This window comes from Pseudomonas sp. NFPP12 (assembly GCF_900103205.1).
In the GTDB taxonomy this organism is placed as follows: domain Bacteria; phylum Pseudomonadota; class Gammaproteobacteria; order Pseudomonadales; family Pseudomonadaceae; genus Aquipseudomonas; species Aquipseudomonas protegens.
Genome location: NZ_FMWW01000001.1, coordinates 1,127,096 through 1,152,990 on the forward strand (window position 1 = coordinate 1,127,096; position 25,895 = coordinate 1,152,990).

Sequence of the window (25,895 nt, forward strand, 5' to 3'; positions counted from 1 at the left end):
GGGCGGAGAATTGCCGTCTACCCTGTGACGGGCTTGGTAATCAGCAAATAAGCCTGGGCTGGCACTGCGTGAAAAGCTCCAGGCTGTGTATGATTACCCCCGAATCGCGGTGCCCCAAAGGTATGGGGCACCGGCACTTCACGCTGAGGCAGGTACCAAGGAATCAGCGTGCGTGCAAACCCAGGGCCGCGACTGAACGGAGGTTCAACCGCTATTGCCGTGGCCCGGAAAACAGGGATGTGACACCCAATGAAAGCCATACCCGCAATCGACAGCAACTGGCCCAGCCAAGTCTGGAACAGTGCCCGCAGCCTGGCCGAGGTGCCGGCCATCAATCTGGCCAGCCTGGTTCCGGCCGGCTCCCGGGCAGTGATAGTCGCCCCTCACCCCGGTGACGAAGTGGTCGCCAGCGGCGGCCTGCTGCAAGTGCTGGCCCACCACGGCTACCCTCTGCAACTGATTTCCATCAGCGACGGCAGCGCCAGCCATCCCGGGTCGGAGCTGTGGCCCAAGCGCCGCCTGAGCGTGTTCCGGCCCCAGGAAAGCGCCGAAGCCCTGCGTCGCCTGGGCCTGCCCCTGCATAGCCTGAAGTGGATCCGCGGCGGCTTTGCCGACAGCGCCTTGAGCGAACGGGAACAGCAGCTGGTGCCCTTCATCTGCCGCTACCTGCGCGACACCGACGTGGTGTTCAGCACCTGGCGCGCCGATGGCAACCTCGACCACGAAGCCGTGGGCCGGGCCACGGCCAAGGCCGCGAGCCTGGTGGGTGCGCGTTTTCATGAGATTCCGATCTGGGCCTGGCACTGGGCGGCCCGCGAGGAGCACCAGATCCCCTGGCAACGTGCGCGCAAGCTGCGCCTGGACACCTGGACCGTGGCCCGCAAGCGCCACGCCGCCCACGCCTATGCCAGCCAGTTGCAGGGCGAGCCGGAGATCGGCCTGGAGCCGTCGCTGTCGCCGGTGCTGCTGGAGCGCCTGCGCCTGCCCTACGAGGTCATCCTGATGTAGGCCTGCGCGGGTGGAAAATAAGCTGAACGCACGCACCGGTCGCCAGTCCCATCTGTAACCGCCACTGATTCCAAGGAGCCCGCGTGAGCAGCGATTCCACCCGCCAGCCCAACCCCGAGGCGGTCCAGCGGTTACGCGTTCTGACCGTCAACACCCACAAGGGCTTCACCGCCCTGAACCGCCGCTTCATTCTTCCGGAACTGCGCGAGGCCGTGCGTAGTACCCAGGCCGACCTGGTGTTTCTCCAGGAAGTGCTGGGCGAGCACGAGCGCCATGCCTCGCGCCTGGACAACTGGCCTCAGCAGTCGCAGTACGAGTTTCTCGCCGACAGCATGTGGAGCGACTACGCCTACGGGCGAAACGCGGTATACCCCGACGGCCATCACGGCAACGCCCTGTTGTCGAAGTTTCCGATCCGCCAGTACCGCAACCTCGATGTTTCGATCACCGGCCCGGAGCGCCGGGGCCTGCTGCACTGCGTGCTGGATGTGCCCGGCCACGCCGAGGTCCACGCCATCTGCGTGCACCTGAGCCTGCTGGAAAGCCATCGCCAGTTGCAGCTGGCGCTGCTGGGCCAGTTGCTCGAATCCCTGCCCGAGGAGGCACCGGTGATCATCGCCGGCGACTTCAATGACTGGCAGATGCACGGCAACGCCACCCTGGGCCGGCGCAACGACCTGCACGAAGCCTTCGAACGCCATCATGGCCGCCCGGCCAAGACCTACCCGGCCCGCTGGCCGCTGCTGCGCCTGGATCGGGTCTACCTGCGCAACGCCCACAGTCACCGCCCGCAGATCCTCGGCAACAAGCCCTGGACCCATCTCTCCGATCACCTGCCGCTGGCGGTGGAAGTGCACCTGCCGCCTGGGGCCGCACATCAGAATTCATGAATAAATAGCCGTATTCCCGCCAGAGTCGACCATGCTTTTCCCCGAACCCGAGCCTGGGGGCGCCCGCCTCCGGGCCAACCTTGAGCCCAGAGAAGGAGTCAAGCGATGAGCGAGCAACCCACGATTGTCCTGGTCCACGGTTTCTGGGGCGGTGCCGCCCACTGGAACCGGGTCATCGTCGAACTGCTGAACCGCGGTTACGAGAAGATCCGCGCCGTGGAACTGCCCCTGACCTCCCTCGCCGAGGACGTCGAACGGACCCGCAAACTGGTGGCCCAGCAAGCGGGGCCGGTGCTGCTGGTGGGGCACTCCTACGGCGGCGCGGTGATCACCCAGGCCGGGCATGCGCCAAACGTCGCGGGCCTGGTGTATATCGCCGCCTTCGCCCCGGACCAGGGTGAAAGCCCCGGTGGCCTGACCCAGGAGTTCCCGCCTGAAGCCGCCGCCAATCTGGCGCCCGACAGCGACGGCTACCTCTGGGTGCGTCCGGAGCGTTTCCAGCAGAGCTTCTGCCAGGATCTCAGCCCCCAGGAAGGGTTGGTCATGGGCCTGACCCAGAAGGCGCCGCTGGCCAGTACCTTCGGCGACGCCCTCGGGGCCCCGGCATGGCGCGATAAACCTTCCTGGTACCAGGTGTCCCGTGCCGACCGCATGATCGCCCCTGCGAACCAGGAGCGCATGGCCGCCCGGCTCAACGCCCGCAAGGTCATTCACCTGGACGCCAGCCACGCCTCCCTCGCTTCCCAGCCCGGGCCCGTAGCCGCGCTGATCGCCGAGGCCGCCGACTCCCTGTAACCGGTTGACTGGGCGATCTTCAGACGAGCCGTTGGCGTCCTCGCAAACCCCACGCCCCAGCGACGGAGCGCCGCCCAGACCGTTCACAACCTTCGGCAGCGGCTACAGGACGCCTGGGTCAACTGTCAGGGCGCAGGATCAGTACGGCCAGCGGCGGCAGGTTGAGTACCAGGGACAGGGCCTGGCCATGGCTGCTCTGCTCTTCGCTGAAGGCCTCGCCACCGTTGCCGTAGTTGGAGCCGGCATACAGTTGCGAATCGCTGTTGAGCAACTCGCTCCAGCGCCCCGCCACCGGCACGCCGACGCGATAGCCCTGGCGTGGCACCGGGGTGAAGTTGGCCACCACCAGCAGCGGTTCGCCGCTCTTGCTCCAGCGCAACCAGGCATAGACGCTATTGATCGCATCGTCGCCGATCAGCCATTGGAAACCCTGGGGCACGTCGTCCTGGTCGTGCAGCGCCGGGTACTGGCGATACAGGCGGTTGAGGTCCCCCACCAGTTGCTGCACCCCTCGGTGCTCGGGGTACTGCAGCAGGTACCAGTCCAACTGCTGGTCGTGGTTCCACTCGCGCCATTGGCCGAACTCGCAGCCCATGAACAGCAGCTTCTTGCCCGGATGGGCCCACATGAAGCTCAGGTAGGCCCGCAGGTTGGCGAACTTCTGCCAGCGATCGCCGGGCATCTTGTCGATCAGCGAGTGCTTGCCGTGCACCACTTCGTCGTGGGAGATCGGCAGGATGAAACGCTCGGACCAGGCGTACACCAGGCCAAAGCTCAGTTCGTTGTGATGGTGGGCGCGGTACACCGGGTCCTGCTGGATGTAATGCAGGGAATCATGCATCCAGCCCATGTTCCATTTATAGGCAAAGCCCAGGCCGCCCTGGTCGGTGCGCTGGCTGACCCCGGGCCAGGCGGTGGACTCCTCGGCGATCACCAGGGCACCCGGGGCCTCCAGGGCCACGACGTCGTTGAGGTGGCGCAGAAAATCAATGGCTTCGAGGTTTTCCCGGCCGCCGTGGCGGTTCGGCACCCATTCCCCGGCCTTGCGCGAATAGTCGCGGTAGAGCATCGAGGCCACGGCATCCACCCGCAGGCCGTCGACGTGGAAATGCTTGAGCCAGTGCAGCGCCGAAGCCAGCATGAAACCGTGCACTTCGGTACGCCCCAGGTTGTAGATCAGGGTGTCCCAGTCCTGGTGGAAGCCTTCCAGGGGGTTGCCGTACTCATACAGTGCAGTGCCGTCGAACTGCGCCAGGCCGTGGGTATCGGTGGGAAAGTGCGCCGGCACCCAATCGAGAATCACCCCGATGCCCGCCTGGTGGCAGGCGTCGACGAAGGCTGCGAAATCCTGCGGGCTGCCATAGCGGGCGCTGGGGGCGAACTGCGACAGCGGCTGGTAGCCCCAGGAGCCGCCAAACGGGTGCTCCATGATCGGCATCAGCTCGATATGGGTAAACCCCAGGTCCTTGACGTAGGGAATCAGCCGTTCGGCCAGTTCGGCCCAGCTGTACTGGCGGGCCACTTCTCCAAGGTCGTCCACTTCGCATTGCCAGGAACCGGCATGCAGCTCATAGATCGACAGCGGCGCGTCCACCCGCTGGCGCTCGCCACGGGCCAGCATCCACTCCTGGTCCTGCCAGTCGATGGTCAGGGGCGGCGCGACTCTGGAGGCGGTGTCCGGCGGCAACTGCGTGGCCAGGGCCATGGGGTCGGCCTTGAGCGGCAGGATGCCCTGGGGCCCGAGGATCTCGTATTTGTAGGCCTCGCCCGCCTGCAGGCGCGGGATGAACAGCTCCCAGACCCCGGAGGGATGGCGCAGGCGCATCGGGTGCCGGCGCCCGTCCCAGATATTGAAGTCGCCCACCACCGAGACCCGCCGGGCATTCGGTGCCCAGACCGCAAAACGCACGCCGTCGATGCCGTCCACGGTGGTCAGTTGCGCCCCCAGGCAGGAACTGAGGTCGCGGTGATTGCCTTCGGCAAACAGGTACAGGTCCATCTCCCCCAACAGGGGGCCGAAGCTGTAGGGGTCTTCACTGACCTGTTCGCCCCCGGCCCATTGAATGCGCAAGAGATAGGGCCGGGTCTCGGGAAAGTGCCCGACAAACAGCCCCGGCACCTCACCGGCTTGCAGGCTGCCGAGCACCTGCTGCTGGTCGCGGTCGAGCACCTGCACACTCAGCGCCCCGGGCAGGAAAGCGCGGATGAATTGCCCGCCGGCGCCATCGCCGTGGGGCCCGAGAATGGCGAATGGATCGCGGTGTTCGGCCCGTACCAGGGCGTCGATGGCCTTGGCCGAAGGAAGCAATGCCGGTTGCTGCTTTCCCTGTTCCTTGTTCGAGAAACTCATGACTGCTCTCCACCACTCTCAATATCGGAAAAGGGTTTCAGTTCACGCAACAGCCCCACCAGGCCGTGCAACGGCACGGGCAACCAGGCGGGACGGTTCTCCGCTTCATAGGCCAGCTCGTAGGCGGCCTTCTCCAGGCTGAACAGTGCCAGGGCGGCATCCGCGGCCGCCGGGTCCTGCCAGCCATGGGCAAGATTAGCCGTCGCCAGCCGATACGCCTGGACAAAGGCGTGGCGCGCCTCGGCCAGGTAGCGCGTGACCACTTTGCGCCGCCCCGCCGCCGCGCCTTGCGCGCCGTCCACCGCCGGTGCCTCCAGGGCCATGGCCGCCGCGTAGTCGAAGGAACGCAGGACCCCACTGACATCCTTGTACGGGCTGTGCTTGCCGCGGCGCTCGGCCAGGGGCCGGGCCGGCTCGCCCTCGAAGTCGATCAGGTAGGCATCGCCCTTGATCACCAGTACCTGCCCCAGGTGCAGGTCGCCGTGGACACGAATCCGCACGCCCCCCACCAACTGTTTGGCCAGTTGCTGGATGTGACCCAGGATCAGCGCCTTATGCTGCAACAATTTGCCGAGCAATTTCTGCTCCCCTGCCGCGAGTTCGGCCTGGTGCTGTTGAAGCAGTTGCAACCCGCGCTCCAGTTGCTCGGCAACCTGCTGGTTCCAGGCCTGGGCATCCTTGGCGGTGGCCTGCTCGGGAGCGAAATCCGGATTGTCGCTGGGGGCCGCCAGCAGCAGGTGCATTTCCCCCAGGCGCTGGCCCAGCAGGCCGGCGAAATCCTGGAGCTCGCCCAAGGCGTTGTAGTGCTGCTCCTGCTCGGACATGGCCTCGGCCAGCTCGTCGCGGATCGCCCGCTCGAGGTTGTTCTGGGTCCACTCCCAGGCATCGCCCTGATTGTTCAGGTAGCCCTGGGCGATCATCAGCAGATGGTCTTCGCCCTGGGCATCGCGGCGCAGCACCGAGCCCAGCAGCGGCGAGATGTAGGCAAAGCCGGCAGCGGTGAGGAAGGCGCCCATTTCCAGTTCCGGGTGAATGCCCCCCGCCACCTTGCGGATCAGCTTGAGCACCAGGCTGCCGCCCACCACCACCGAGCTGTTGGATTGCTCCGCCGACAGGTAGCGCACCTCGGCGTCGACCCCCAGGCCCAGCGCCGCCAGCTGCGCGGTGGCCTCGAAACGGATCTGGCCCTGCTCGCTGTCCAGGCAGGTGGCGCCCTGCAGCGCCAGCAGCACGTTGCGCACGAAACTGTCGAGGGCGAAGGCGTCGGTGATCAGCCCCACCTGGCGCCCGCGACGCACCCGGGCCATGGCCAGTTGCTGGGGCAAGGCGCTGTTGATCTGCTCTTCGGCCAACAGGCCGAACGGCAACTGGTAGCGCTCGCTGCGCCCGGCGCTGGTGACTTCGATCTCGCTGAGCAGCACCGGGTGCTGCGGGTCGCCAAAGCGCACGCCGTAGGCGATCCGCGCCTGGTCGATGGCGCTGTCCTTGCCGGCGAACCAGCGCCGCTTGGGCAGCCAGTTGGGCAGTACTTCCTGCTCCAGGGTGGTGCGCGATGGCGCTTCGAGCAATTCTTCGAGGCGTTTCTTCAGCACCAGGGTGGTGAAATCCGGCAGGCTCTGGGCCGGTTCCACGTGCCAGCTGGGCATCTGGTTTTCCGCCGCCAGGACGAACCAGTAGAAACCGTAGGGCGCCAGGGTCAAGAGGAAATTCAGCTGTCCGATGGGCGGAAAGGCGTTCCCGCCGAGCATCTCCACCGGCACCATGCCCGCGAACGCCGAGAGGTCCAGCTCCGCGGCCTGGGCGCTGCGCGAGACGTTGGCCACGCACAGGATGATCTCCTGCTTGCCGTCAGGCCCGGTGTATTCCCGGGTATAGGCCAGGATCCGTCGGTTGCTCGGCGACAGCATCTTCAGCGTGCCACGGCCAAAGGCCTTGGACTGCTTGCGCACCGCCAGCATGCGCCGGGTCCAGTTGAGCAGCGAATGGGGGTCGCCAGACTGGGTCTCGACGTTGACTGACGGGTAGCCGTACAGCGAATCCATGATCGGCGGCAGCACCAGGCTGGCCGGGTCGGCCCGGGAGAAACCGCCGTTGCGGTCGATGGACCATTGCATCGGCGTACGCACGCCATCCCGGTCCCCCAGGTAGATGTTGTCGCCCATGCCGATCTCGTCGCCGTAGTACAGGGTCGGGGTACCGGGCATCGACAGCAGCAGGCTGTTGAGCAGCTCGATGCGCCGCCGGTCACGCTCCATCAGCGGCGCCAGGCGCCGGCGGATCCCCAGGTTGATCCGCGCCCGGCGGTCGGCGGCGTAGTAGTTCCACAGGTAGTCGCGCTCGCGGTCGGTGACCATTTCCAGGGTCAGTTCATCGTGGTTGCGCAGGAAGATCGCCCACTGGCAGTTGGCCGGGATCTCCGGGGTCTGGCGCAGTATGTCGGTGATGGGGAAGCGATCCTCCTGGGCCAGGGCCATGTACATGCGCGGCATCAGCGGAAAGTGGAAGGCCATGTGGCACTCGTCGCCGTCGCTGCCTGTGACATCGCCAAAGTACAGCTGAGTGTCTTCCGGCCATTGGTTGGCCTCGGCCAGGAGCATGCGGTCCGGATAGTTGGCGTCGATTTCGGCGCGGATCTGCTTGAGCACCTGGTGGGTCTCCGGCAGGTTCTCGTTGTTGGTGCCATCGCGCTCGATCAGATAGGGAATGGCGTCCAGGCGCAGGCCGTCGATGCCCATGTCGAGCCAGTAGCGCATCACCGAGAGCACGGCCTTCATCACCTGGGGGTTGTCGAAGTTGAGGTCCGGCTGGTGGGAGTAGAAGCGGTGCCAGAAGTACTGGCCGGCCACCGGGTCCCAGGTCCAGTTGGACTTCTCGGTGTCGAGAAAGATGATCCGCGTGCCGTCGTATTTCTGGTCGTCGTCGGACCACACGTAGAAATTGCGCGCCGCCGAACCCGGCTTGGCCTTGCGTGCCCGCTGGAACCAGGGGTGCTGGTCGGAGGTGTGGTTGATCACCAGCTCGGTGATCACCCGCAGCTCGCGCTTGTGGGCCTCGGCGATAAAGCGCCGGGCGTCAGCCAGGGTGCCGTAGTCGGGGCTGACCCCGCGGTACTCGGCGATGTCGTAGCCGTCGTCGCGCCGCGGCGAGGGGTAGAACGGCAACAGCCAGATGGTGTTGACCCCCAGGTCCTTGATGTAGTCGAGTTTGGCGATCAGCCCGGGAAAATCGCCGATTCCGTCGTTGTTGGAATCGAAGTAGGACTTCACATGCACCTGGTAGATCACCGCGTCCTTGTACCAGAGCGGGTCCTTGATAAAGGTCGTGGGGCGAGGTTTCTTGGCCATGTCGGGCTCCTGAAAAAATTGAATTCGCAGCTGCCACAAACCACGCCCCACCGTGGGAGCTGGCTTGCCAGCGAAGGCGTCGGCCAGGCCTGCACAAGGCCCATGGGCCCAAGCCGGCTCCTACGTGGCGGTGATGCGCCAGATGCCGAAGGGCTGCGCCGGTTCGATGCGCATGAACTGGGTCTTGCCGTACCAGGTCCAGCGGTGGCCGTTCATCAGGTCCTCGCCCTGGGTCTGGGCGTCATCGGCCAGGCCCATTTCCCACAGCGGCAATTCGAAATGCGCCTCCTGGGGGTTGAACGGGTCGAGGCTGACCGCCACCAGCACGAAGTTGTCGCCGCTGCGCTTGCCGAAATACAGGATGTGGTCATTCCAGGCGTTGTACAGCTTGAGCCCCAGGTGACTGTGCAGCGCCGGGTTCTGCCGGCGGATGCGGTTGAGCTGGGCGATCTCGGCAATGATGTTGCCCGGCGCCGAGAAGTCCCGGGGGCGGATCTGGTATTTCTCCGAATCCAGGTACTCCTCCTTGCCCGGCACCGGCGCCGATTCGCACAGCTCGAACCCGCAATACATGCCCCACAGCCCGGATCCCATGGTGGCCAGCACCGCGCGGATCAGAAACCCCGGGCGCCCCGAGTCATGCAGGAACTGCGGGTTGATGTCCGGGGTGTTGACGAAGAAGTTGGGGCGGAAGCAGTCGCGCCACGGCGGCTGGTTGAGTTCGGCCAGGTAGCTGGACAACTCGCTCTTGGTGTTGCGCCAGGTGAAGTAGGTGTAGCTCTGGGTGTAACCGACCTTGCCCAGGCGCGCCATCATCGCCGGGGTGGTGAAGGCTTCGGCGAGGAAGATCACCTCCGGGTACTGGCGGCGCACTTCGCCGATCAGCCACTGCCAGAACGGCAGCGGCTTGGTGTGGGGGTTGTCCACGCGAAAGGTCTTGACCCCCTCCTCGACCCAGCCGATGACGATGTCCCGCAGCTCCAGCCACAGGCTGGGAATGGCCTCGGCGGCATAGAAGTCGACATTGACGATGTCCTGGTACTTCTTCGGCGGGTTCTCGGCGTATTTGATGGTGCCGTCCGGGCGCCAGTTGAACCAGCCCGGGTGCTGCTTGAGCCAGGGGTGGTCCTGGGAGCACTGGATGGCGAAGTCCAGGGCGATCTCCAGGCCGTGGTCGGCGGCCGCCGCCAGCAGCCGGCGGAAGTCCTCCCGGCTGCCCAGTTGCGGGTGGATGGCCTCGTGGCCGCCCTCTTCGCTGCCGATTGCATAGGGGCTGCCGGGATCGTCCGGGCCTGCGCTCAGCGAGTTGTTGGGCCCCTTGCGGTGGCTGCGGCCGATGGGGTGGATCGGCGGGAAATACAGCACGTCAAAGCCCATGTCGTGAATCATCGGCAGCCGCGAATGAACGTCGTTGAACGTGCCGTGGCGGGCCGGATCGTCGGTGATCGAGCGGGGAAACAGCTCGTACCAACTGGCGAACTGCGCCTGTAGCCGCTCCACATCCAGCGGGTACTCGGGGCTCAGGCTCAGGTAGGGCCGGTGATCGGCCTCGGCCATCAGGCGCGCGCTGGACTCGCTGAGAAACAGCGCCACCTGCTCGGCCTCCAGCAACCCGGACAGCTCGCGCTGCAACGCCAGCAACTGCTCGCGCAGCGGCCCTTCGCTGCGCTCGGCGGCCTGTTGCACATGGCTGCGGCCCTCCTGCAGCTCCAGGCTGACCGCAACCCCGGCCAGGTGCTTTTTCTCCAGCTCGTAGCAGAAGCTGGCGAACTGATCGATCCAGGCTTCGATGCAGAAGCGGTAGCGCCCCACTTCAGGCACCGTGAAACGCCCCAGCCAACCGTCGTTGCCCTGGTCTTCCAGGGCCTGGCTGGCCCAGCTGTCCTGTTGCTCGTTGTGCCAGCGCACCCGCACCGCCAGTTTGTCGTGGCCGTCGGCGAATACCTTGCACGCCACCTCTACCTCCTGGCCGGCCACCGCCTTGACCGCGAACTGTCCGCCGTCGAGCACCGGGCGGATGCTCTCGATGGCAATGCGCGGCAGCAGCAGGGCCTGGGACAACGGCAGGTGCGCCTGGTATTGCTGTTCGGTCGGTTTTTCTACAGTCATCGAGCATCACCCCTTTTTCACGTCTTCGACGCTCTGGTGGCGGGGCCGCGGCCCCGGTGAATCAATGCACTTAGGTTCCGAGCCAAAGCCTGCGGCGAAAGTTCACCGCGATTGGTCGGCCAAGCGGCGGGAATCAAATCCGCGCCGCTGCGGTCCACCAGAAGAGCCCGTGCATCTGCAAGCACAAAGGAGGCCAGCGCGATGAATATCCCGATCCCGGCAGAAACCCCCGATCCCAACATCGACCAACCGACCCTGCCCCCCAGCGAGCCTGAGCCGATCCCGGAGCAGGAACCGCCGGAAAGCACCCCGCCACCCAAGGGCGACCCGCCCACTACCATGCCGCCGGTGGTGGTCAGCGCCTGAGCCCGGGCGCCTGCCCAGCCAGCAAGCATAGACAGCCGCGCGGGGAGGCCCGGAGCATCAGCTGTCCTGGCGCTTTTCCAGGCGCCGGACAATCAGCGGCATCAGGCTGAAGACCATCAGCGCCAGCAAGGTACTGAGCACCGCCGTGGCCTCGCGGCCCATGCCGGCGGCCACGCCGATGGCGGCGGTCATCCACAGCCCGGCGGCAGTGGTCAGGCCCTTGACGTGCTGGCCCTGGTCTTCTTCACGGCCCTTGAGGATGGTCCCGGCGCCGAGAAAACCGATCCCGGCGATGACCCCCTGGAGCACCCGGCTCATGGCATCGGCCTGGGCCCCGGACAGGCTCGGCACCAGCACGAACAGAGCCGCGCCCATGGCCACCAGCATATGGGTGCGAACCCCGGCGGCCTTGCCCTGATGCTCGCGTTCGAAGCCCAGAATGCCCCCCAGCAGGGCCGCCACCAGCAGGCGCAGGGTGATCTGGGTCAGTTGCCGGGCATCGCCGATATCGGCGAATTCGTCTTGCAGGGTCAGCCAGACTTCTTGCCACCAGGTGTTCATGCGATCGCTCCTCGTCCCTTCGCGGGTTCCTGAGCGATGGACCGCGCCCGCCAGCAAAAGGTGCCGCCATCACCACCGCAGGAACCGGCTTGCCGGAGAAGAGGCCCCAAGCCCGCTGCCAACCCCACGGACGCCTTCGCTGGCCAGCCAGTTCCTGCACAAGCCTGCGCCTGCCCAGCCACCGTTGATCGCCGTGGTCGAACCCTGGCCAGCCCCTGCGCCCTAACCTGTACAGCCATTGCCTTGAGGTAACCGCCATGAGCCTGCGCATCGAAAACCAGACCTGCTATTTCGACACCGAAACCCTGCACCAGCACCTCCCGGCCAGCGCCGTGACCATCATCACCGACAGCGCCAAGTCGATGTCGGCGGTGGACCTGGGTGGCGAGCGGGTCTACATCACCGAAGCAGAAGCCGACGCATTGACCGTAGCAGGCGCCACCGACGGCCGGCGCCATCTGAAAGCCAGTGAAGGTGATTCGGTGATTTGACTGACCTGGATCAGGGCCCGCCCCGCGGCCCTGTGCCAGCACGGCCTGCAGCCCTCCCTGGTGGCACCTAAGGGGGTACGGCAAGTTGTCGCAGGGGCGCTTCAAAGGGCCATCTGATCCGGTTTTTTATCAAATACCTGAGTCTGTTATGCAAACAGATCCGTGGTCATAGTTGCCCGGCCTGATGGAGGCTGATGAGCGAACGACCATGAGCGAAAGAATCCCCGTCCGATTAGTAGAAACCTTCGAACCTTCACGCCCTACACAGATGAAGACGAAGACCACTGACAAACACGTCTACACCCGCAGTTTCAGCGGCCTGTTCCGTACCCTGCGCATGAGCGGAGCAGGTTTCCTGTTCCTGCTGTTCTTCGGCACCGTGTGGCTCAACTGGGGCGGCCGCCAGGCCGTGCTCTGGGACCTGGCCGAAAGCAAGTTCCACATTTTCGGCGCAACCTTCTGGCCCCAGGACTTCATCCTCCTCTCGGCGCTGCTGATCATCTGCGCCTTCGGCCTGTTCGCCATCACCGTGTTCGCCGGCCGCGTCTGGTGCGGCTACACCTGCCCGCAAAGCTCGTGGACCTGGCTGTTCATGTGGTGCGAAAAGGTCACCGAGGGCGAGCGCAACCAGCGGATCAAGCTGCAGGCCGCGCCCTGGGGCCTGAACAAACTGGCCCGCCGGGCCATGAAGCACACCCTGTGGCTGGGCATCAGCCTGCTCACCGGCCTGACCTTCGTCGGCTACTTCACCCCCATCCGCCCCCTGGCCCAGGAACTGCTGACCCTGCAGATCGGCGGCCTGAGCCTGTTCTGGGTGCTGTTCTTCGCCGCGGCCACCTACATCAACGCCGGCTGGCTGCGCGAGGCGGTGTGCATGCACATGTGCCCTTATGCGCGCTTCCAGAGCGTGATGTTCGACAAGGACACCCTGACCATTTCCTACAACCCGGTGCGCGGCGAAAGCCGTGGCCCGCGCAAGCGTGATGTGAAGCCTGCCGATGTCGGCCTGGGCGACTGCATCGACTGCCAGCTGTGCGTACAGGTCTGCCCTACCGGCATCGACATCCGCGACGGCCTGCAGATGGAGTGCATCGGCTGCGCTGCCTGCATCGACGCCTGCGACTCGATCATGGACAAGATGGGCTACGCCCGCGGCCTGATCGCCTACACCTCGGAACACGAGTTGCAAGGCGGCAAGACCCACCTGCTGCGTCCGCGCCTGGTGGGCTACAGCCTGGTGCTGCTGGTGATGATCGGCGCCCTGGCCCTGGCCCTGGTGCAGCGGCCGATGGTGTCCCTGGACGTGAGCAAGGACCGCGGCCTGTTCCGCGAGAACGCCCTGGGCCAGATCGAGAACATCTACAGCCTGAAGATCATCAACAAGACCCAGGAACGCCAGCAGTACCACCTGGCCCTGGTGGATGGCGAAGGCTTCGAGCTGCAGGGCAAGACCGAGCTGAGCCTGGCCCCCGGTGAAATCACCGACCTGCCGGTGTCCGTGGCGATGACCCAGGACAAGGCGCAGAGCAGCTCCCAGGCCATCAGTTTCAAGGTCAGCGACAGCGATGACCCCGGCGTCTACGCCGTGGCCAAGAGTCGTTTTGTCGCGCCGATGAACCGCTGAGCCTCTAGAATGCCCTGGCGAGGGAGCCGGCTCCCCCCGGGGCCGGCCCCGGAGCCAATGAACCGGACACCCGCCGCCAGCCCGCTGGCGGCGTTCGTCACTCCCTCGCCACCGCAGATATGTCGACCCGATGACCAGACTGGATCCTCAACCGCAGATGAAACGCTACGAAAAATTCGCCGATGACATCGCCGAACTGATCCGCTCCGGGGTCCTGGGGCCGGGCCAGCGTGTGCCTTCGGTGCGCTACGCCAGCCAGACCTACGGGGTCAGCCCGTCGACGGTGTTCCAGGCCTATTACCTGCTGGAGCGTCGCGGCCTGATCCGCGCCCGCCCGCGCTCCGGCTACTTCGTCAATGCCCACGCGCCGAGCCCGTTCTCGGAGCCGGTGATCAGCAGCGAAGTCAATGAGTCCACCGAAGTCGATGTCAGCGAACTGGTGTTCTCGGTGCTCGATTCGATCAAGGACCCGAGCACCGTGCCTTTCGGCTCGGCGTTCCCCAGCCCGACCCTGTTCCCCCTGCAGCGCCTGTCGCGCTCCCTGGCCAGCGCCAGCCGCGAGATGGACCCGCGGGTGGTGGTCACCGACATGTCGCCGGGCAATCCGCAGCTGCGCCGGCAGATCGCCCTGCGCTACATGGTGGCCGGGCTGATGCTGCCCATGGAGGAGTTGCTGATCACCAACGGCGCCCTGGAGGCGCTGAACCTGTGCCTGCAAGCGGTGACCGAGCCCGGCGACCTGGTGGCCATCGAGGCTCCGGCCTTCTACGCCAGCCTGCAAGTGCTGGAGCGGCTCAAGCTCAAGGCGGTGGAAATCCCCGTGCACCCGCGCGACGGCATCGACCTCGGGGTGCTGGCCCAGACCCTGGAGCGGCACCCGATCAAGGCCTGCTGGTGCATGACCAACTTCCAGAACCCCATGGGCGCGAGCATGCCCGAGGCGAAGAAACAGGAGCTGGTGGAGCTGCTGCGCCAGCACCAGGTGCCGCTGATCGAAGACGACGTCTACGCCGAGCTGTACTACGGCCAGCAGGCACCGAAACCGGCCAAGGCCTTCGATACCGAGGGCCTGGTGATGCACTGCGGCTCCTTCGCCAAGAGCCTGGCCCCGGGCTACCGCATCGGCTGGGTCGCGGCCGGGCGCTATGCACAGAAGATCGAACGGCTGAAACTGATGACCTCGCTGTGTGCCTCGATGCCGGCCCAGGCGGCGATTGCCGACTACCTGCAACACGGTGGCTACGACCGCCACCTGCGCAAGCTGCGCTATGCCCTGGAAGAACAGCAGAGCGCCATGCTGGCGGCGATCGCCCGTTACTTCCCGGCCCAGACCCGGGTCAGCCAGCCGGCCGGCGGCTACTTCCTGTGGCTGGAGCTGCCGCCGCAGATGGACTCGTTGAAACTGTTCCAGATGGCCCTGGCCCAAGGCATCAGCATCGCCCCCGGACCGATCTTTTCCCCGACCCAGCGCTTTCGCAACTGCATCCGCCTGAACTACGGCAGCCCGTGGAACGAAGCCGCGGAAAAGGCCATGGAAACCCTGGGACGGATCATTCGGTCCTTTTAAGCACAACCGCCCCACCCGCACCTGTAGGCGCCGGCTTGCCGGCGAAGAGGCCCGCAAGCCATGCAGCGCCTGAGCGGACGCCTTCGCTGGCAAGCCAGCTCCTACGGGGCGGTACACACCGCGCAATCTCCAGGCCGAGTGAGTCGCTGCAAGAGCGGAACCGCAAGTAGCCGCACCCGCCGGAATGGATATGTACCCCATCCCACGCGCCCCATGACAGAACCAAATCCCCTTGCCACCTCCCCTCAACTCATTCAGCATCCGCGCTCCAATTTTCCAGGGAAAGGAACACGTCATGGTCGAAGACCTGTATTACGACGACTACCCAGAGGCCAAGGCCGAACTGATCAAGGCCATCGAACGCGGCCGCCTGCCACTGCTGACCCAGGAACTCAACGCCTACGACTGCATCCAGGCGATCTTCGAACTGGACGCCATCAACAATCCCAAGGACGAGCAAGACGCCTTCTTCGACCTGGCCCTGGCCCTGATCGGCTGGATTCCCGGCCCCGGGCAAGGCCTGAAGATTCTTTTGCGCCTGATCAACCGCGCCCCCCAGCGCCACGCCGAAAAGCTCTTCGACCTGATCCGCCACACCCTGCTGGCCTGCCGCCTGAAAACCAGCCCCGAACAGCTGCTGGAAAAGTGCCTGGACCCCGTGCGCCTGGCCGAGGAACTGCCCGAGATCATCCGCGGCGTGAGCGCCTCCAGCACCTTCAACGGCCTCACGCCCCAGCAGCAGCGCCTGGTGCTGCACAACCTCAACGAAGCCTGCGAACACACCGAGTTCCTCATGGTGTCGGTGCAAGAGCGCATCGCCCCCTGGATCGCCGAGCAACGCAACAACTCGGCCGCCGCCCACAGCCGCGGCCCGGCCCTGGCGCCCAAGCCGCAGTCGTCCCTGGAACCGCGCCCAACGACCCTCACCGCCGCGCCACAACCCGGGGCCCACGACGCCGCAAGCCTCGCCCAGGACATCAACCAGGGCCTGGAACACCTCACCGGTGACGGCCACTGGCTGGAACTGAACCTGCACTACCCGAACCTGGAGCCGGTCTCCGGCGCCGCCTACCGAGCGGTGTTCAGTGACGGCTCGCAAGCCGAGGGCAACCTCGACCAGGAAGGTTTTGCCCGCCTGGAAGGCATCCCCGAGGGCCCGGTGAAGGTCTACTACGGCGAAGACCCACGGCCCTACCTGCGCCGGCCAATCGTTGCCCTGCCCGCGGATGCAAAGCAGTTGGAAGAAGAGCTGGAGCAGCTTGACCTGGAGCCCGCCGAAGTCGACCTGCCGACCCTGCTGCTGGAAACTTCGCAGCGCAAGGCGCCCTTCACCCTGATTCCCGTGTACTGAGCCAAGGCACCGACATGAACCGCAGACAAGTGTTTCTCAGCCACAAGCAGTACCACGACTTCCTCGAAAGCCTGGCCGGCGAAGAGGCCCACTGGCAGACCCACTCGATGATGGCCGACAGCCCCGAGCAGGAGGCCTCTCTCAAGGCTTCCAATGTGCGCAGCGCGCGCCTGCACCACCTGATCCTGGGCTACACCGGCGGTGCACCCATGGAGCAACTGGCCCGGGAGCTGGATGGGGTGATCGAAGGCTACGAGGACTACCAGCGCAAGATGGGGGTTTATGAAGAACGGCCGGATATCGCGCCGCTGAACATCGAAGACTACCCCGACGAGTACGAGGAATATGTCCAGGTGATCAGCCTGTGCATCCTGCTGCAACGCAGCGACCTGCTGCCGCGCCTGGTGCTGCTGCAGGACCGCGCCGGCTTTGGCGGCCAGGACACTCTGATCGAGGACCTGCTCAAGGCCTACCTGCCGGATCGTGAAGACGTTGATCAGTGGTTCCACGACGTCTCCACGCCCCTGATCCGGGCCATCTACACCGAAGATCCGAAGGAACCCCGGGAACTGCTGGTGGAGTACTGCAACCAGTGGTACGAGACGTTCGAACAGGCCCCATGGCACGACAGCCACCTGGACGGCGACGAGGGTTCCTACTTCGGCTACTGGGCCTTTGAAGCCGCGGCAGTGGCCTACCTGTTCGGCCTGGACGACAGCGCGGTAACGCACATGGTCTTCCCCCAGGAGATGCTCGAATACGCCCGGCGCTTTACCCCGCCGCCGATGCCCCAATAGCTGGCGCAGCACTGATAGCCCCCGTTTACCGCTCCTTCTTAAAGGTTATGCATTGCCCATGAAATCCTGGATCAAGACCCTGCTGATCACCCTGCTCGCAGCCGCCCTGTGCCTGCTGTTCGCCCGCGTTGTGCTGCCCCCGCTGCTGGTGCAGTTGATACCACCGAGCTGGGAAGGCGGCCCGTGGTTCTGGGTCAATCTGCTGCTGGCGGGTTTCCTGGCCGGGCTGGTGGTGGCGCCCCTGCTGCGGACCCGGCGTTATTACCCGGTGCCGCTGCTGCTTCTGCTGTCCGTCCTGGTGGTGGTCGGCAATTGGGCGCAGAACCGCTGCAACGACGCCCAGTTGCAGGCCATCGAACAGCTGGAAAGGCGCAGCGCGAGCCATTCGAACCTGGGGATCTCCAATGAGGAACCCGCACCTTCGGCGCCCGTGGACGTGAGCGCCACACCGGGCGTCTGGGCCCATGAACAAGGCGATGGATATGGCTACAGCTGCAACCGCCCGGGGGAAACCCAGGGGTTCCTGATGCCACAGTTGATGAGCTTTGGCATCAGCGTACTGGGGCTGTTGCTGGCCCTGCTGATCGGCCCCGGCCGCCGCCGCGCCCGTTGAGGAAACCGCAGGAGCTGGCTTGCCAGCGAAGGCGTTCGCAAGCGCGGCGCAAGACTCAAGGGCCCCTTCGCCGGCAAGCCGGCTCCTACGGGATAGGCCGCGGACTTGCGGGGGCTCAGCGGCCGCCGCCCAGGTCGACGAAGGTGCCGGTGGCGTAGGAGGCCTTGTCCGACAGCAGCCAGACAATCGCCTCGGCCACTTCATCAGGACGCCCACCACGACCCATGGGGATTGCCGATTCCAGCTTGCTGACCCGGTCGGCATCGCCGCTCAGGGCATGAAAGTCGGTGTAGATATAGCCCGGGCGCACCGCGTTGACGCGGATGCCCTCGCCCGCCACTTCCTTGGACAGGCCGATGGTGAAGGTGTCCAGGGCGCCCTTGGAGGCGGCGTAGTCGACGTATTCCCCCGGCGAACCCAGGCGCGCCGCCACAGAGGAGACGTTGACGATGCTGCCGCCCTGCCCGCCATGGCGCGGCGACATGCGCAGCACCGCGTGCTTGGCGCAGAGGATCGGCCCCATGACATTGGTCTTCATGATCTTCTGGATGCGAAATTCGGACATTTCATCCAGCCGCGACTTGTGGCCCACGGTCCCGGCATTGTTGACCAGGGCCGTGACCCGCCCCAGTTCGCTGTCGACCCGCTGGAACAGACCGATCACTTCATCCTCGATACTGACGTCGGCGCGCACCGCGATGGCCTGCACGCCCAGGGCGCGAACCTGTTCGAGCACCTGCAGGGCGGACTGCTCGTCGGCCTGGTAGTTGATGCACACCTTGAATCCCTGCTGCGCGGCCAACACTGCCGTGGCGGCGCCTATACCCCGTCCGCCACCGGTGATGACGATGACTTTATCCATGCTGCCGACTCCCTCACTGAACATTTCAACGCGAGCCATTAAACACCGCGCGGGCGGCGATGAAAACTGCGCAAATGTGCCACATCAAGCCAGTAGAAGCGCACGGTAGCCCCGCGCACCGACGGCGCAAACCGGCTGGGGCCACGGCGGCGGCCATATCCCTGCGAACTGCCGCCAGATCGCGACCGCAGCCGGCAAGGCGCCAGGCTCAGGCTTTTTCTTCGCCCCGGTGGATGCCCTGCATGAAACCTTCGGGCGGCAGCGGATGGCCAAGGAAATAGCCTTGCAGGGAATCACAGCCCAGTTGGGTGAGGAAGGTCTGCTGCACCCCGGTTTCCACGCCCTCGGCGACGATCCGCAGGCCCAGTGCCTGGCCCAGGGCGACAATGGCCGAGACGATGGCGGCATCGTCGCTGTCGTGCTCCAGGTCGCGGACGAAGCCGCGGTCGATCTTCAGCTCGTTGGCCGGCAGGCGCTTGAGGTACATCAGGCTGGAATAGCCGGTGCCGAAATCGTCGATGGACAGGTCCACCCCCATGTCCGCCAGCTGTTGCAGGACAAGCATGCTGACATCGGCGTCGCTCATCGCCGTGGTTTCGGTGATTTCCAGGGTCAGGTTGTTGGCCGGCAGGTGGTAGCGTTCCAGGGCATTGGCCACGCTCCTGACCAGCCCGGCATGGCAGAACTGCAAGGCCGATAGGTTCACCGCGATGCGCCAGTCGGTGTAGCCCTGGACGTACCACTCGCGCATCTGCCGGCAGGCCTCGTTGAGCACCCACTCGCCGATGGCAATGATCAGCCCGGTCTTCTCCGCCAGTTCGATGAACTTGTCCGGCAGCAACAGGCCATGCTGGGGATGCTCCCAGCGCAGCAGCGCCTCGGCCCCCACCGGCAGGCCATTGGCAGCGTCGAACTTGGGTTGGTAGTGCAGGCGGAACTGATGATGCTCCAGGGCATTGCGCAGATCCTGCAGCAATTGCAGCTGGCGCCGGGCATTGCTGTTCATCGAGGCATCGAAAAAGCTGTAGCCATTCTTGCCGGTGCCCTTGGCGTGGTACATCGCCGCATCGGCGTTCATCAGCAGTTCCTGGGCACTCAGGCCATTGCCCGGGTACACCGCAATGCCGATGCTGGCGGAAATCTGCAAGTCGTGCTCGGCCACCCGGAACGAGCGCGATACCAGCCCCACCTGGCGTGCCGCCAGGCGCAGGGCATCGTCCGGCTCGGCCAGTTGCACCAGCAGCACGAACTCATCGCCGCCGATCCGCGCCAGGGTGTCTTCGCTGCGCAAATCCTCGCGCAGGCGCTGGGCCACTTCGCGCAGCAACTGGTCGCCCATGTGGTGGCCAAAGGCATCGTTGACCGGCTTGAAACCGTCCAGATCGATGAACATCAGCGCAAAACAGCCACCATGGGCAGTGACCCGGTGCATCGCCTGGTCAATGCGATCAGCCAGCAGAATGCGGTTCGGCAGCCCGGTCAGGGTGTCGTGCAACGCCAGTTGGGTCAGTTCCTTGTTGGCTTCGGTCAACGATTGCGCCAGCACCGCGGTGCGGGCCTCCAGCCGCGCATCCAGCACCGAGGTCAGCAAGGCGATGATCAGCACCGCCAGGGTGGTGATCAGCACCAGGTTGTCCAGGCCCTTGCCGCTCAGGCCGTTGCCCAGGGCGCCGCAGAAACTGCCATCGGCGAAACGCGCCGCGGCCATGCCGGTGTAATGCATGCCGACGATGGCAAAGCCCATGACAATCGCCGCGCCGGTCCGGGCCAGACGTACGTAGGGGGTGTTCTGGCGCAGGCGAAAGGCAATCCACAGCGCCGCCAGCGACGCGCCGAAGGCAATCAGCAGCGAGGCGCCGAACAGGCTCGGGTCGTAGTCGATGCCCGGCTGCATGCGCATGGCCGCCATGCCGGTGTAGTGCATGCCACTGATGCCCGAGCCCATGATCAGCGCGCCGAACAGCAACTGCCACAGCGGCAGCCGCGGCTGGCTCACCAGCCACAGGGCAAAGCCGCAGGACAGGATCGAGATCAGCAGCGACAAGGCGGTGAGCTGGATGTCGTAGCCCAGGTCGATGGGCAGGCTGAAGGCCAGCATGCCGATAAAGTGCATGGACCACACACCGACGCCCATGGCCAGGGCTCCGCCCATCATCCATAGATAAGCGGCACGGCCGGTGGTGGTGGCAATGCGCCCGGTCAGGTCGAGGGCAGTATAGGAAGCGAGGATCGCCACGAAAATGGAAATCAGGACCAGTGCGGAGGAGTAGCTACCGATGAGCATGAGGCGTCTCTTGGCCGTTGTGCCGACATCCCTGCGCGGCGGGCAAAACCGCAGATTGTACTGATTGCGTGGAAGAACGCATCTACAAAGTTAGCAAAAAGCCATTAGTCGGACAGAACGCCGTTTTCGGCTGTCTCATACCCCTACAAGCCCTGTGGGCATGGGCTTTGCGGGAAGTCGCGAGCAGTTGCAAACGGCTCCGGATACGCCCTGCCTGCGGCTGTCGAGCAGGCCTTGCAGCCACCCTGCTGCAAGGCCTTCAAGGGCCTATTTCTGCTCGCTGGCCTGCAGCTGGCCATCCCAGCCACCGCCCATGGCGGCGATCAACTGCACGCTGGCGATCAGCCGGCTCTGCAACAGGCTGAGCACGCTACGCTCGTTGCTCAGGGCAGTGGTCTGGCTGGTGACCACATCCAGGTAGGCGATCAGCCCGGCCTTGTACTGGTTCTCGGTCAGGCGCAGGGCCTCGCGGGCCGAATCCAGGGCCTGCTGGCGCACCCCCGCCTCGTCCTCCATGACCTTGAGCTGGACCATGTAGTTCTCCACCTCGCGGAAACCGTCGAGCACGGTCTGCCGGTACTTGGCCACGGTCTGGTCGTACACCGCCTCGGTGCGGTCCACTTCCGCCGAACGCTGGCCGCCGTCGAACAGGGTCATGGCCAGTTTCGGCCCTACCGACCAGAAGCGGTTTGGCAGGCTGATCCAGTCGGCGTAGGTGCTGCTGCTGTAGCCGCCGGCCAGGCTCAGGGTCAGGTCCGGGTAATAGGCGGCCTTGGCCACGCCGATCTTGGCGTTGGCGGCAATCACCGAACGCTCCGCCGAGGCGATGTCCGGACGCCGCTCCAGCAGTTGCGACGGCACGCCCAACGGCACCTGGGGCAGCACGGGGATGGTCTTGCTCTCGGCCAGGTTGAACTCTGCCGGCGGCACGCCGATCAGCACGGCGATGGCGTTCTCGAACTGCGCCCGCTGCCAGATCAGGTCGATCAGGTCGGCCTGGGTGCTTTTGAGCTGGGTCTGGGCCTGGGCCACCGCGTCCTTGCCGGAGACCCCGGCCTGGTACTGGTTCTGGGTCATGGTCAGGGAGCGCTGATAGGCCGCCACCGTGGCCTCCAGCAGGCGCTTCTGCTCATCGATCACCCGCAGTTGCAGGTAGTTCTGCGCCAGCTCGGACTGCTGGCTCAGGCGCATGGCCGCCAGGTCGGCGAAGCTTGCCTCGGCGCTGGCCTCGTTGGCTTCCAGGTCACGGCGCAACTTGCCCCACACGTCCGCTTCCCAGCTCACCCCCAACTGGGTGTTGTAGGTGTCGCGAATACCGCTGCTGGAACTGCTCAGGGCCGAACTGCTGCTGCCGGTGCCCTGGCTGGCGCGGGTCTTGCCGGCGCTCAGGTCGACACTGGGAAAGAACGAACCCCGGGAGCTGCGCACCAGGGCCCGGGCCTGACGGAACTGCGCCTCGGCCTGGGCCACGCTCTGGTTGGAACTGTTGAGCTTGTCGATCAGGCCATTGAGCTGGGCATCGCCGTACAGCTCCCACCAGGCGCCACGGGCCAGGGCGTCGCTGGGGTTGGCCTGGCGCCAGCCTTCGGCTTCCTTGTAGTGCACCGGCTCGGCCACCTGCGGGCGCTGGTAGTCGGGACCGATGGCGCAGGCGCTGAGCAGCAGCACGCACAGGCCCAGGCTCAAGGCCCGCGAGCCACGGGCCATGGCCAGGCGCTGGGCGGACAGCAGAGTAACGGGACGGGACGATTGGTCGGTCATAGCGGCGTTTCCAGAGCAGCATCGGTACGGACCCCACGCCAGTGGTTGAACTTGTGGCGCAGGCGATCGAGATAGAGGTAGACCACCGGGGTGGTGTAGAGGGTCAGGACCTGGCTGAAGACCAGGCCGCCAATGATGGTCAGGCCCAGGGGCTGGCGCATTTCCGAACCTTCGGCGCCGCCCAGCAGCAAGGGCAGCGCACCAAGGATCGCCGCCAGGGTGGTCATCAGGATCGGCCGCAGGCGTTGCAGGCAGGCGCTGCGGATCGACTGCAACGGGTCCAGGCCCTGGTGCCGCTCCAGTTGCAGCGCCAGGTCGATCATCAGGATCGCGTTCTTCTTCACCACCCCGATCAACAGGAACAGCCCCAGCAGCGAGATCAGGCTGAACTCACCGCCCAGCACATAGATCGAGAGCAAGGCGCCAACCCCGGCCGAGGGCAAGGTGGAGAGGATGGTCAGCGGGTGGATGTAGCTTTCATAGAGCACCCCGAGCACCAGGTACACCGCCAGCAGCGCGCCGAGGATCATGAACGGCTGGCTCTTCTGGGTGGCGGCGAAGGCATCGGCGGTGCCGGCCATCTTGACGATCACGTCTTCGGGCATGCCCAGCTTGGCGATCGCCCGTTCGATGGCGGCGGTACCCTGCTCCACCGTCACGCCCTCGGCCATGTCGAAGGAAATGCTTTCCGAGGCGAACTGCCCTTCATGGCTGACCCGGTCGTCTTCCAGGCTGTTTTCATAGTGGGCGATGGCCGACAGCGGAATCCGCGCGCCGTCGGCGGTGATCACCTGCACTTGATTCAGGGTAATCGGGTCCTGGGCGTATTTCGGGTTGACCTCCATCACCACCTGGTACTGGTTGAGGCTGTCGTAGATGGTGGAGATCTGCCGCTGGCTGTAGGCGTTGTTGAGCACCGCGGTGACCATGTCCATGTCCACCCCCAGGCGCTTGGCCTGGTCGCGGTCCACCATCAGGGTCACTTGCTGGGCACCGTGGCCTTCCCGGGCGTCGATGGCGGTCAGCTCAGGCAAGGCGCGCAGCGCCGTCACCACTTTCGGGTACCACTGGCGCAACTCGCCCAGGTCACCGCTTTGCAGGATGTAGGAATACTGCGAGGTGGTCTGCTCGCGGCCGCCGCCGAACTGCAGGTCCTGGTCGGCCATCAGCATCAGTTGCGCGCCGGGCACCTTGGGCATTTCCTTGCGCAGGCGCTCGATGACCTTCTGCGCAGAGATATTGCGTTCCTTGATCGGCTTCAGGCGTACCAGCATGAAGGCGTTGTTGGTGCCGTTGTTGCCACCGATGAAGCCGGCCACGCTCTCCACTGCCGCATCCTTGAGCACGGCGCGGCGGAATATTTCCATCTTCGGCTGCATCACGCTGAAGGACAGGCCGTCGTCGCCGCGGACAAAACCGATCAACTGGCCGGTGTCCTGCTGGGGCATGAAGGTCTTGGGCACCACCACGTACAGGGCCACGTTGACGCCAATGGTCAGCAGCAGGCTGAGCAGGGTCAGGCGCCTGTGCCGCAGCACCCAGTCCAGGCTGGTGGCGTACTTGCCCATCATCCAGTCGTTGCTGCGCCGGCTCCAGCGTTGCAGGCGGTTCTCCTGGCCCGGGGTGTGGGGCTTGAGCCAGCGCGCGCAGAGCATCGGGGTCAGGGTCAGGGACACCACCAGCGATACCACGATGGCCGCGGCCAGGGTGATGGAGAATTCGCGGAACAGGCTCTCGATGATCCCGCCCATGAACAGGATCGAGAGAAACACCGCCACCAGCGACACGTTCATCGACAGCAGGGTGAAGCCCACCTCCTTGGCCCCCAGGTACGCCGCTTTCATCGGCGCGATGCCTTCGTCGATGTGCCGGGAGATGTTCTCCAGCACCACGATGGCATCGTCCACCACCAGCCCGGTGGCAAGGATCAGCGCCATCAGCGACAGGTTGTTCAGGGAAAAACCGTAGAGGTACATGATGGCAAAAGTACCCACCAGGGATACCGGTACCGCCAGGGTCGGGATCAGCGAGGCGCGGAAATTGCCGAGGAACAGGTACACCACCAGGATCACCAGGGCCACGGCGATCAGCAGGGTCATCTCGGCCTCGTGCAGGGTGGCCTTGATCACCGGTGAGCGGTCCATGGCCAGGTTGAGCTTGACGCTGGCCGGCAGCACCGCCTGCAACGCCGGCAACTGAGCCTTGATCTCGTTCACCGTCTCGATGATGTTGGCCCCGGCCTGGCGGTTGATCACCAGCAGCACCGCCGCGTCGTCGTTGAAGAAGCCGCTGTTGTAGCGGTCCTCGACGCCGTCGCTGACCTTGGCCACGTCCTTCAGGCGCAGGGCCGCGCCGTTGTTGTAGTGGATGATCAGCGGCTCGTAGTCACGGGCCTTTTCCAACTGGTCGTTGGCCTGGATCTGCCACAGCCGCTGGTCATCCTCCACCGAGCCCTTGGGCCGGCGCTGGTTGGCATTGGCGATGGCATTGCGCACGTCGTCCAGGGCCACGCCGTACTGGTTGAGCAGTTGCGGCTCCAGTTCGATGCGCACCGCCGGCAAGGAGCTGCCACCGACCTGCACTTCGCCCACGCCCTGCACCTGGGACAGGCTCTGGGACAGGATGGTCGAGGCCAGGTCGTAGAGCTGGCCTTTCTCCAGCACATCGGAAGTCAGCGACAGCACCATGATCGGCGCCTGGGACGGGTTGACCTTCTTGTAGGTAGGCATGCTGCGCATGCCGCTGGGCAGCAGGTTGCGCGAGGCGTTGATGGCTGCCTGCACCTCCCGTGCCGCGCCGTTGATGTCGCGGTCCAGGTCGAACTGCAGGATCACCCGGGTCGAGCCCTGGCTGGAACGGCTGCTCATGGTGTTGACCCCGGCGATGGCGCCGAAGGAACGCTCCAGGGGCGTGGCCACGGTGGAGGCCATGACCTCGGGGCTGGCCCCTGGCAGGCTGGCCTGGACCACGATCACCGGGAAGTCCATCTGCGGCAGCGGCGCCACCGGCAGCAGGCCGAAGCTGACGCCGCCCAGCAGCATGATCGCCAGCGACAACAGCATGGTCGCCACCGGGCGCTTGATGAAGGGGCCGGAGAGGTTCATGCCGACACGCTCCAGGCT

18 protein-coding genes are annotated in these 25,895 nt (G+C 65.4%); 10 read left to right on the top strand and 8 right to left on the bottom strand.

Annotated elements, in window-relative coordinates; genetic code table 11:
- Positions 1-249 precede the first annotated feature (249 nt).
- The 3 genes from BLS75_RS04800 to BLS75_RS04810 all read left to right on the top strand — a co-directional run bounded on the left by BLS75_RS04800 (position 250) and on the right by BLS75_RS04810 (position 2,693).
- Positions 250-1,008 (top strand): PIG-L deacetylase family protein, encoded by a 759-nt coding sequence (locus BLS75_RS04800; protein ID WP_072450467.1) that lies wholly within the window; start codon positions 250-252, stop codon positions 1,006-1,008.
- A gap of 83 nt (positions 1,009-1,091) precedes the next feature.
- Entirely contained in the window at positions 1,092-1,898 is an 807-nt protein-coding gene (locus BLS75_RS04805) for an endonuclease/exonuclease/phosphatase family protein (protein WP_011061165.1), read from the top strand.
- 105 nt (positions 1,899-2,003) lie between these two features.
- Complete coding sequence (locus tag BLS75_RS04810) at positions 2,004-2,693, top strand: alpha/beta hydrolase (protein WP_015635519.1); 690 nt, start codon at positions 2,004-2,006, stop codon at positions 2,691-2,693.
- Positions 2,694-2,811: 118 nt separating this feature from the next.
- Here the strand turns inward: BLS75_RS04810 and glgB are convergent, their stop codons facing one another.
- From glgB to BLS75_RS04825, 3 genes are all read right to left on the bottom strand, one after another.
- Complete coding sequence (glgB, locus tag BLS75_RS04815; protein ID WP_072450469.1) at positions 2,812-5,043, bottom strand: 1,4-alpha-glucan branching protein GlgB; 2,232 nt, start codon at positions 5,041-5,043, stop codon at positions 2,812-2,814.
- Positions 5,040-8,387 (bottom strand): maltose alpha-D-glucosyltransferase, encoded by a 3,348-nt coding sequence (gene treS / locus BLS75_RS04820; RefSeq protein WP_072450471.1) that lies wholly within the window; start codon positions 8,385-8,387, stop codon positions 5,040-5,042. Before treS ends, glgB begins: the two co-directional genes overlap by 4 nt.
- 120 nt (positions 8,388-8,507) lie before the next feature.
- Positions 8,508-10,496: an alpha-1,4-glucan--maltose-1-phosphate maltosyltransferase gene (locus BLS75_RS04825; RefSeq protein WP_072450472.1), complete on the bottom strand. Its 1,989-nt coding sequence runs from the start codon at positions 10,494-10,496 to the stop codon at positions 8,508-8,510.
- 201 nt (positions 10,497-10,697) lie between these two features.
- Here BLS75_RS04825 and BLS75_RS32345 point away from each other — a divergent pair, with 201 nt between their 5' ends.
- Positions 10,698-10,862, top strand: coding sequence for a hypothetical protein (locus BLS75_RS32345; RefSeq protein WP_019095231.1), 165 nt, complete (start codon positions 10,698-10,700; stop codon positions 10,860-10,862).
- A gap of 57 nt (positions 10,863-10,919) precedes the next feature.
- On the opposite strand, the gene BLS75_RS04830 is transcribed toward BLS75_RS32345, so the two are convergent.
- Positions 10,920-11,423 carry an MgtC/SapB family protein gene (locus BLS75_RS04830; RefSeq protein ID WP_072450474.1) on the bottom strand — a complete coding sequence of 168 codons (504 nt, stop codon included), beginning with the start codon at positions 11,421-11,423 and terminating at the stop codon, positions 10,920-10,922.
- A gap of 257 nt (positions 11,424-11,680) precedes the next feature.
- On the opposite strand from BLS75_RS04830, the gene BLS75_RS04835 reads away from it, so the two are divergent.
- From BLS75_RS04835 to BLS75_RS04860, 6 genes are all read left to right on the top strand, one after another.
- Positions 11,681-11,914 carry a DUF3203 family protein gene (locus tag BLS75_RS04835; protein WP_011061159.1) on the top strand — a complete coding sequence of 78 codons (234 nt, stop codon included), beginning with the start codon at positions 11,681-11,683 and terminating at the stop codon, positions 11,912-11,914.
- 208 nt (positions 11,915-12,122) lie between these two features.
- Positions 12,123-13,538: a cytochrome c oxidase accessory protein CcoG gene (ccoG, locus tag BLS75_RS04840; protein ID WP_011061158.1), complete on the top strand. Its 1,416-nt coding sequence runs from the start codon at positions 12,123-12,125 to the stop codon at positions 13,536-13,538.
- A 157-nt stretch (positions 13,539-13,695) separates the two neighbouring features.
- Positions 13,696-15,105, top strand: a complete 1,410-nt coding sequence (gene mapR, locus BLS75_RS04845; protein WP_011061157.1) for a GntR family transcriptional regulator MpaR — start codon at positions 13,696-13,698, stop codon at positions 15,103-15,105.
- A gap of 295 nt (positions 15,106-15,400) precedes the next feature.
- Entirely contained in the window at positions 15,401-16,456 is a 1,056-nt protein-coding gene (locus BLS75_RS04850) for a hypothetical protein (protein ID WP_072450475.1), read from the top strand.
- Positions 16,457-16,470: 14 nt separating this feature from the next.
- The gene (locus BLS75_RS04855) at positions 16,471-17,253 is read left to right on the top strand and encodes a PoNe immunity protein domain-containing protein (protein ID WP_072450477.1); all 783 of its coding nucleotides are present in this window, start codon (positions 16,471-16,473) and stop codon (positions 17,251-17,253) included.
- Positions 17,254-17,311: 58 nt separating this feature from the next.
- Entirely contained in the window at positions 17,312-17,866 is a 555-nt protein-coding gene (locus tag BLS75_RS04860) for a hypothetical protein (RefSeq protein WP_072450479.1), read from the top strand.
- A 115-nt stretch (positions 17,867-17,981) separates the two neighbouring features.
- Here the strand turns inward: BLS75_RS04860 and BLS75_RS04865 are convergent, their stop codons facing one another.
- The 4 genes from BLS75_RS04865 to BLS75_RS04880 form a co-directional block, all read right to left on the bottom strand.
- Complete coding sequence (locus tag BLS75_RS04865) at positions 17,982-18,728, bottom strand: SDR family oxidoreductase (protein WP_015635506.1); 747 nt, start codon at positions 18,726-18,728, stop codon at positions 17,982-17,984.
- 208 nt (positions 18,729-18,936) lie between these two features.
- Positions 18,937-21,012 carry a putative bifunctional diguanylate cyclase/phosphodiesterase gene (locus BLS75_RS04870; protein WP_011061153.1) on the bottom strand — a complete coding sequence of 692 codons (2,076 nt, stop codon included), beginning with the start codon at positions 21,010-21,012 and terminating at the stop codon, positions 18,937-18,939.
- A 267-nt stretch (positions 21,013-21,279) separates the two neighbouring features.
- Positions 21,280-22,773, bottom strand: a complete 1,494-nt coding sequence (locus tag BLS75_RS04875; RefSeq protein WP_019095227.1) for an efflux transporter outer membrane subunit — start codon at positions 22,771-22,773, stop codon at positions 21,280-21,282.
- Entirely contained in the window at positions 22,770-25,877 is a 3,108-nt protein-coding gene (locus BLS75_RS04880) for an efflux RND transporter permease subunit (protein WP_015635503.1), read from the bottom strand. The genes BLS75_RS04875 and BLS75_RS04880 overlap by 4 nt, the downstream gene beginning before the upstream one ends.
- Between the last annotated feature and the right edge of the window lie 18 nt (positions 25,878-25,895).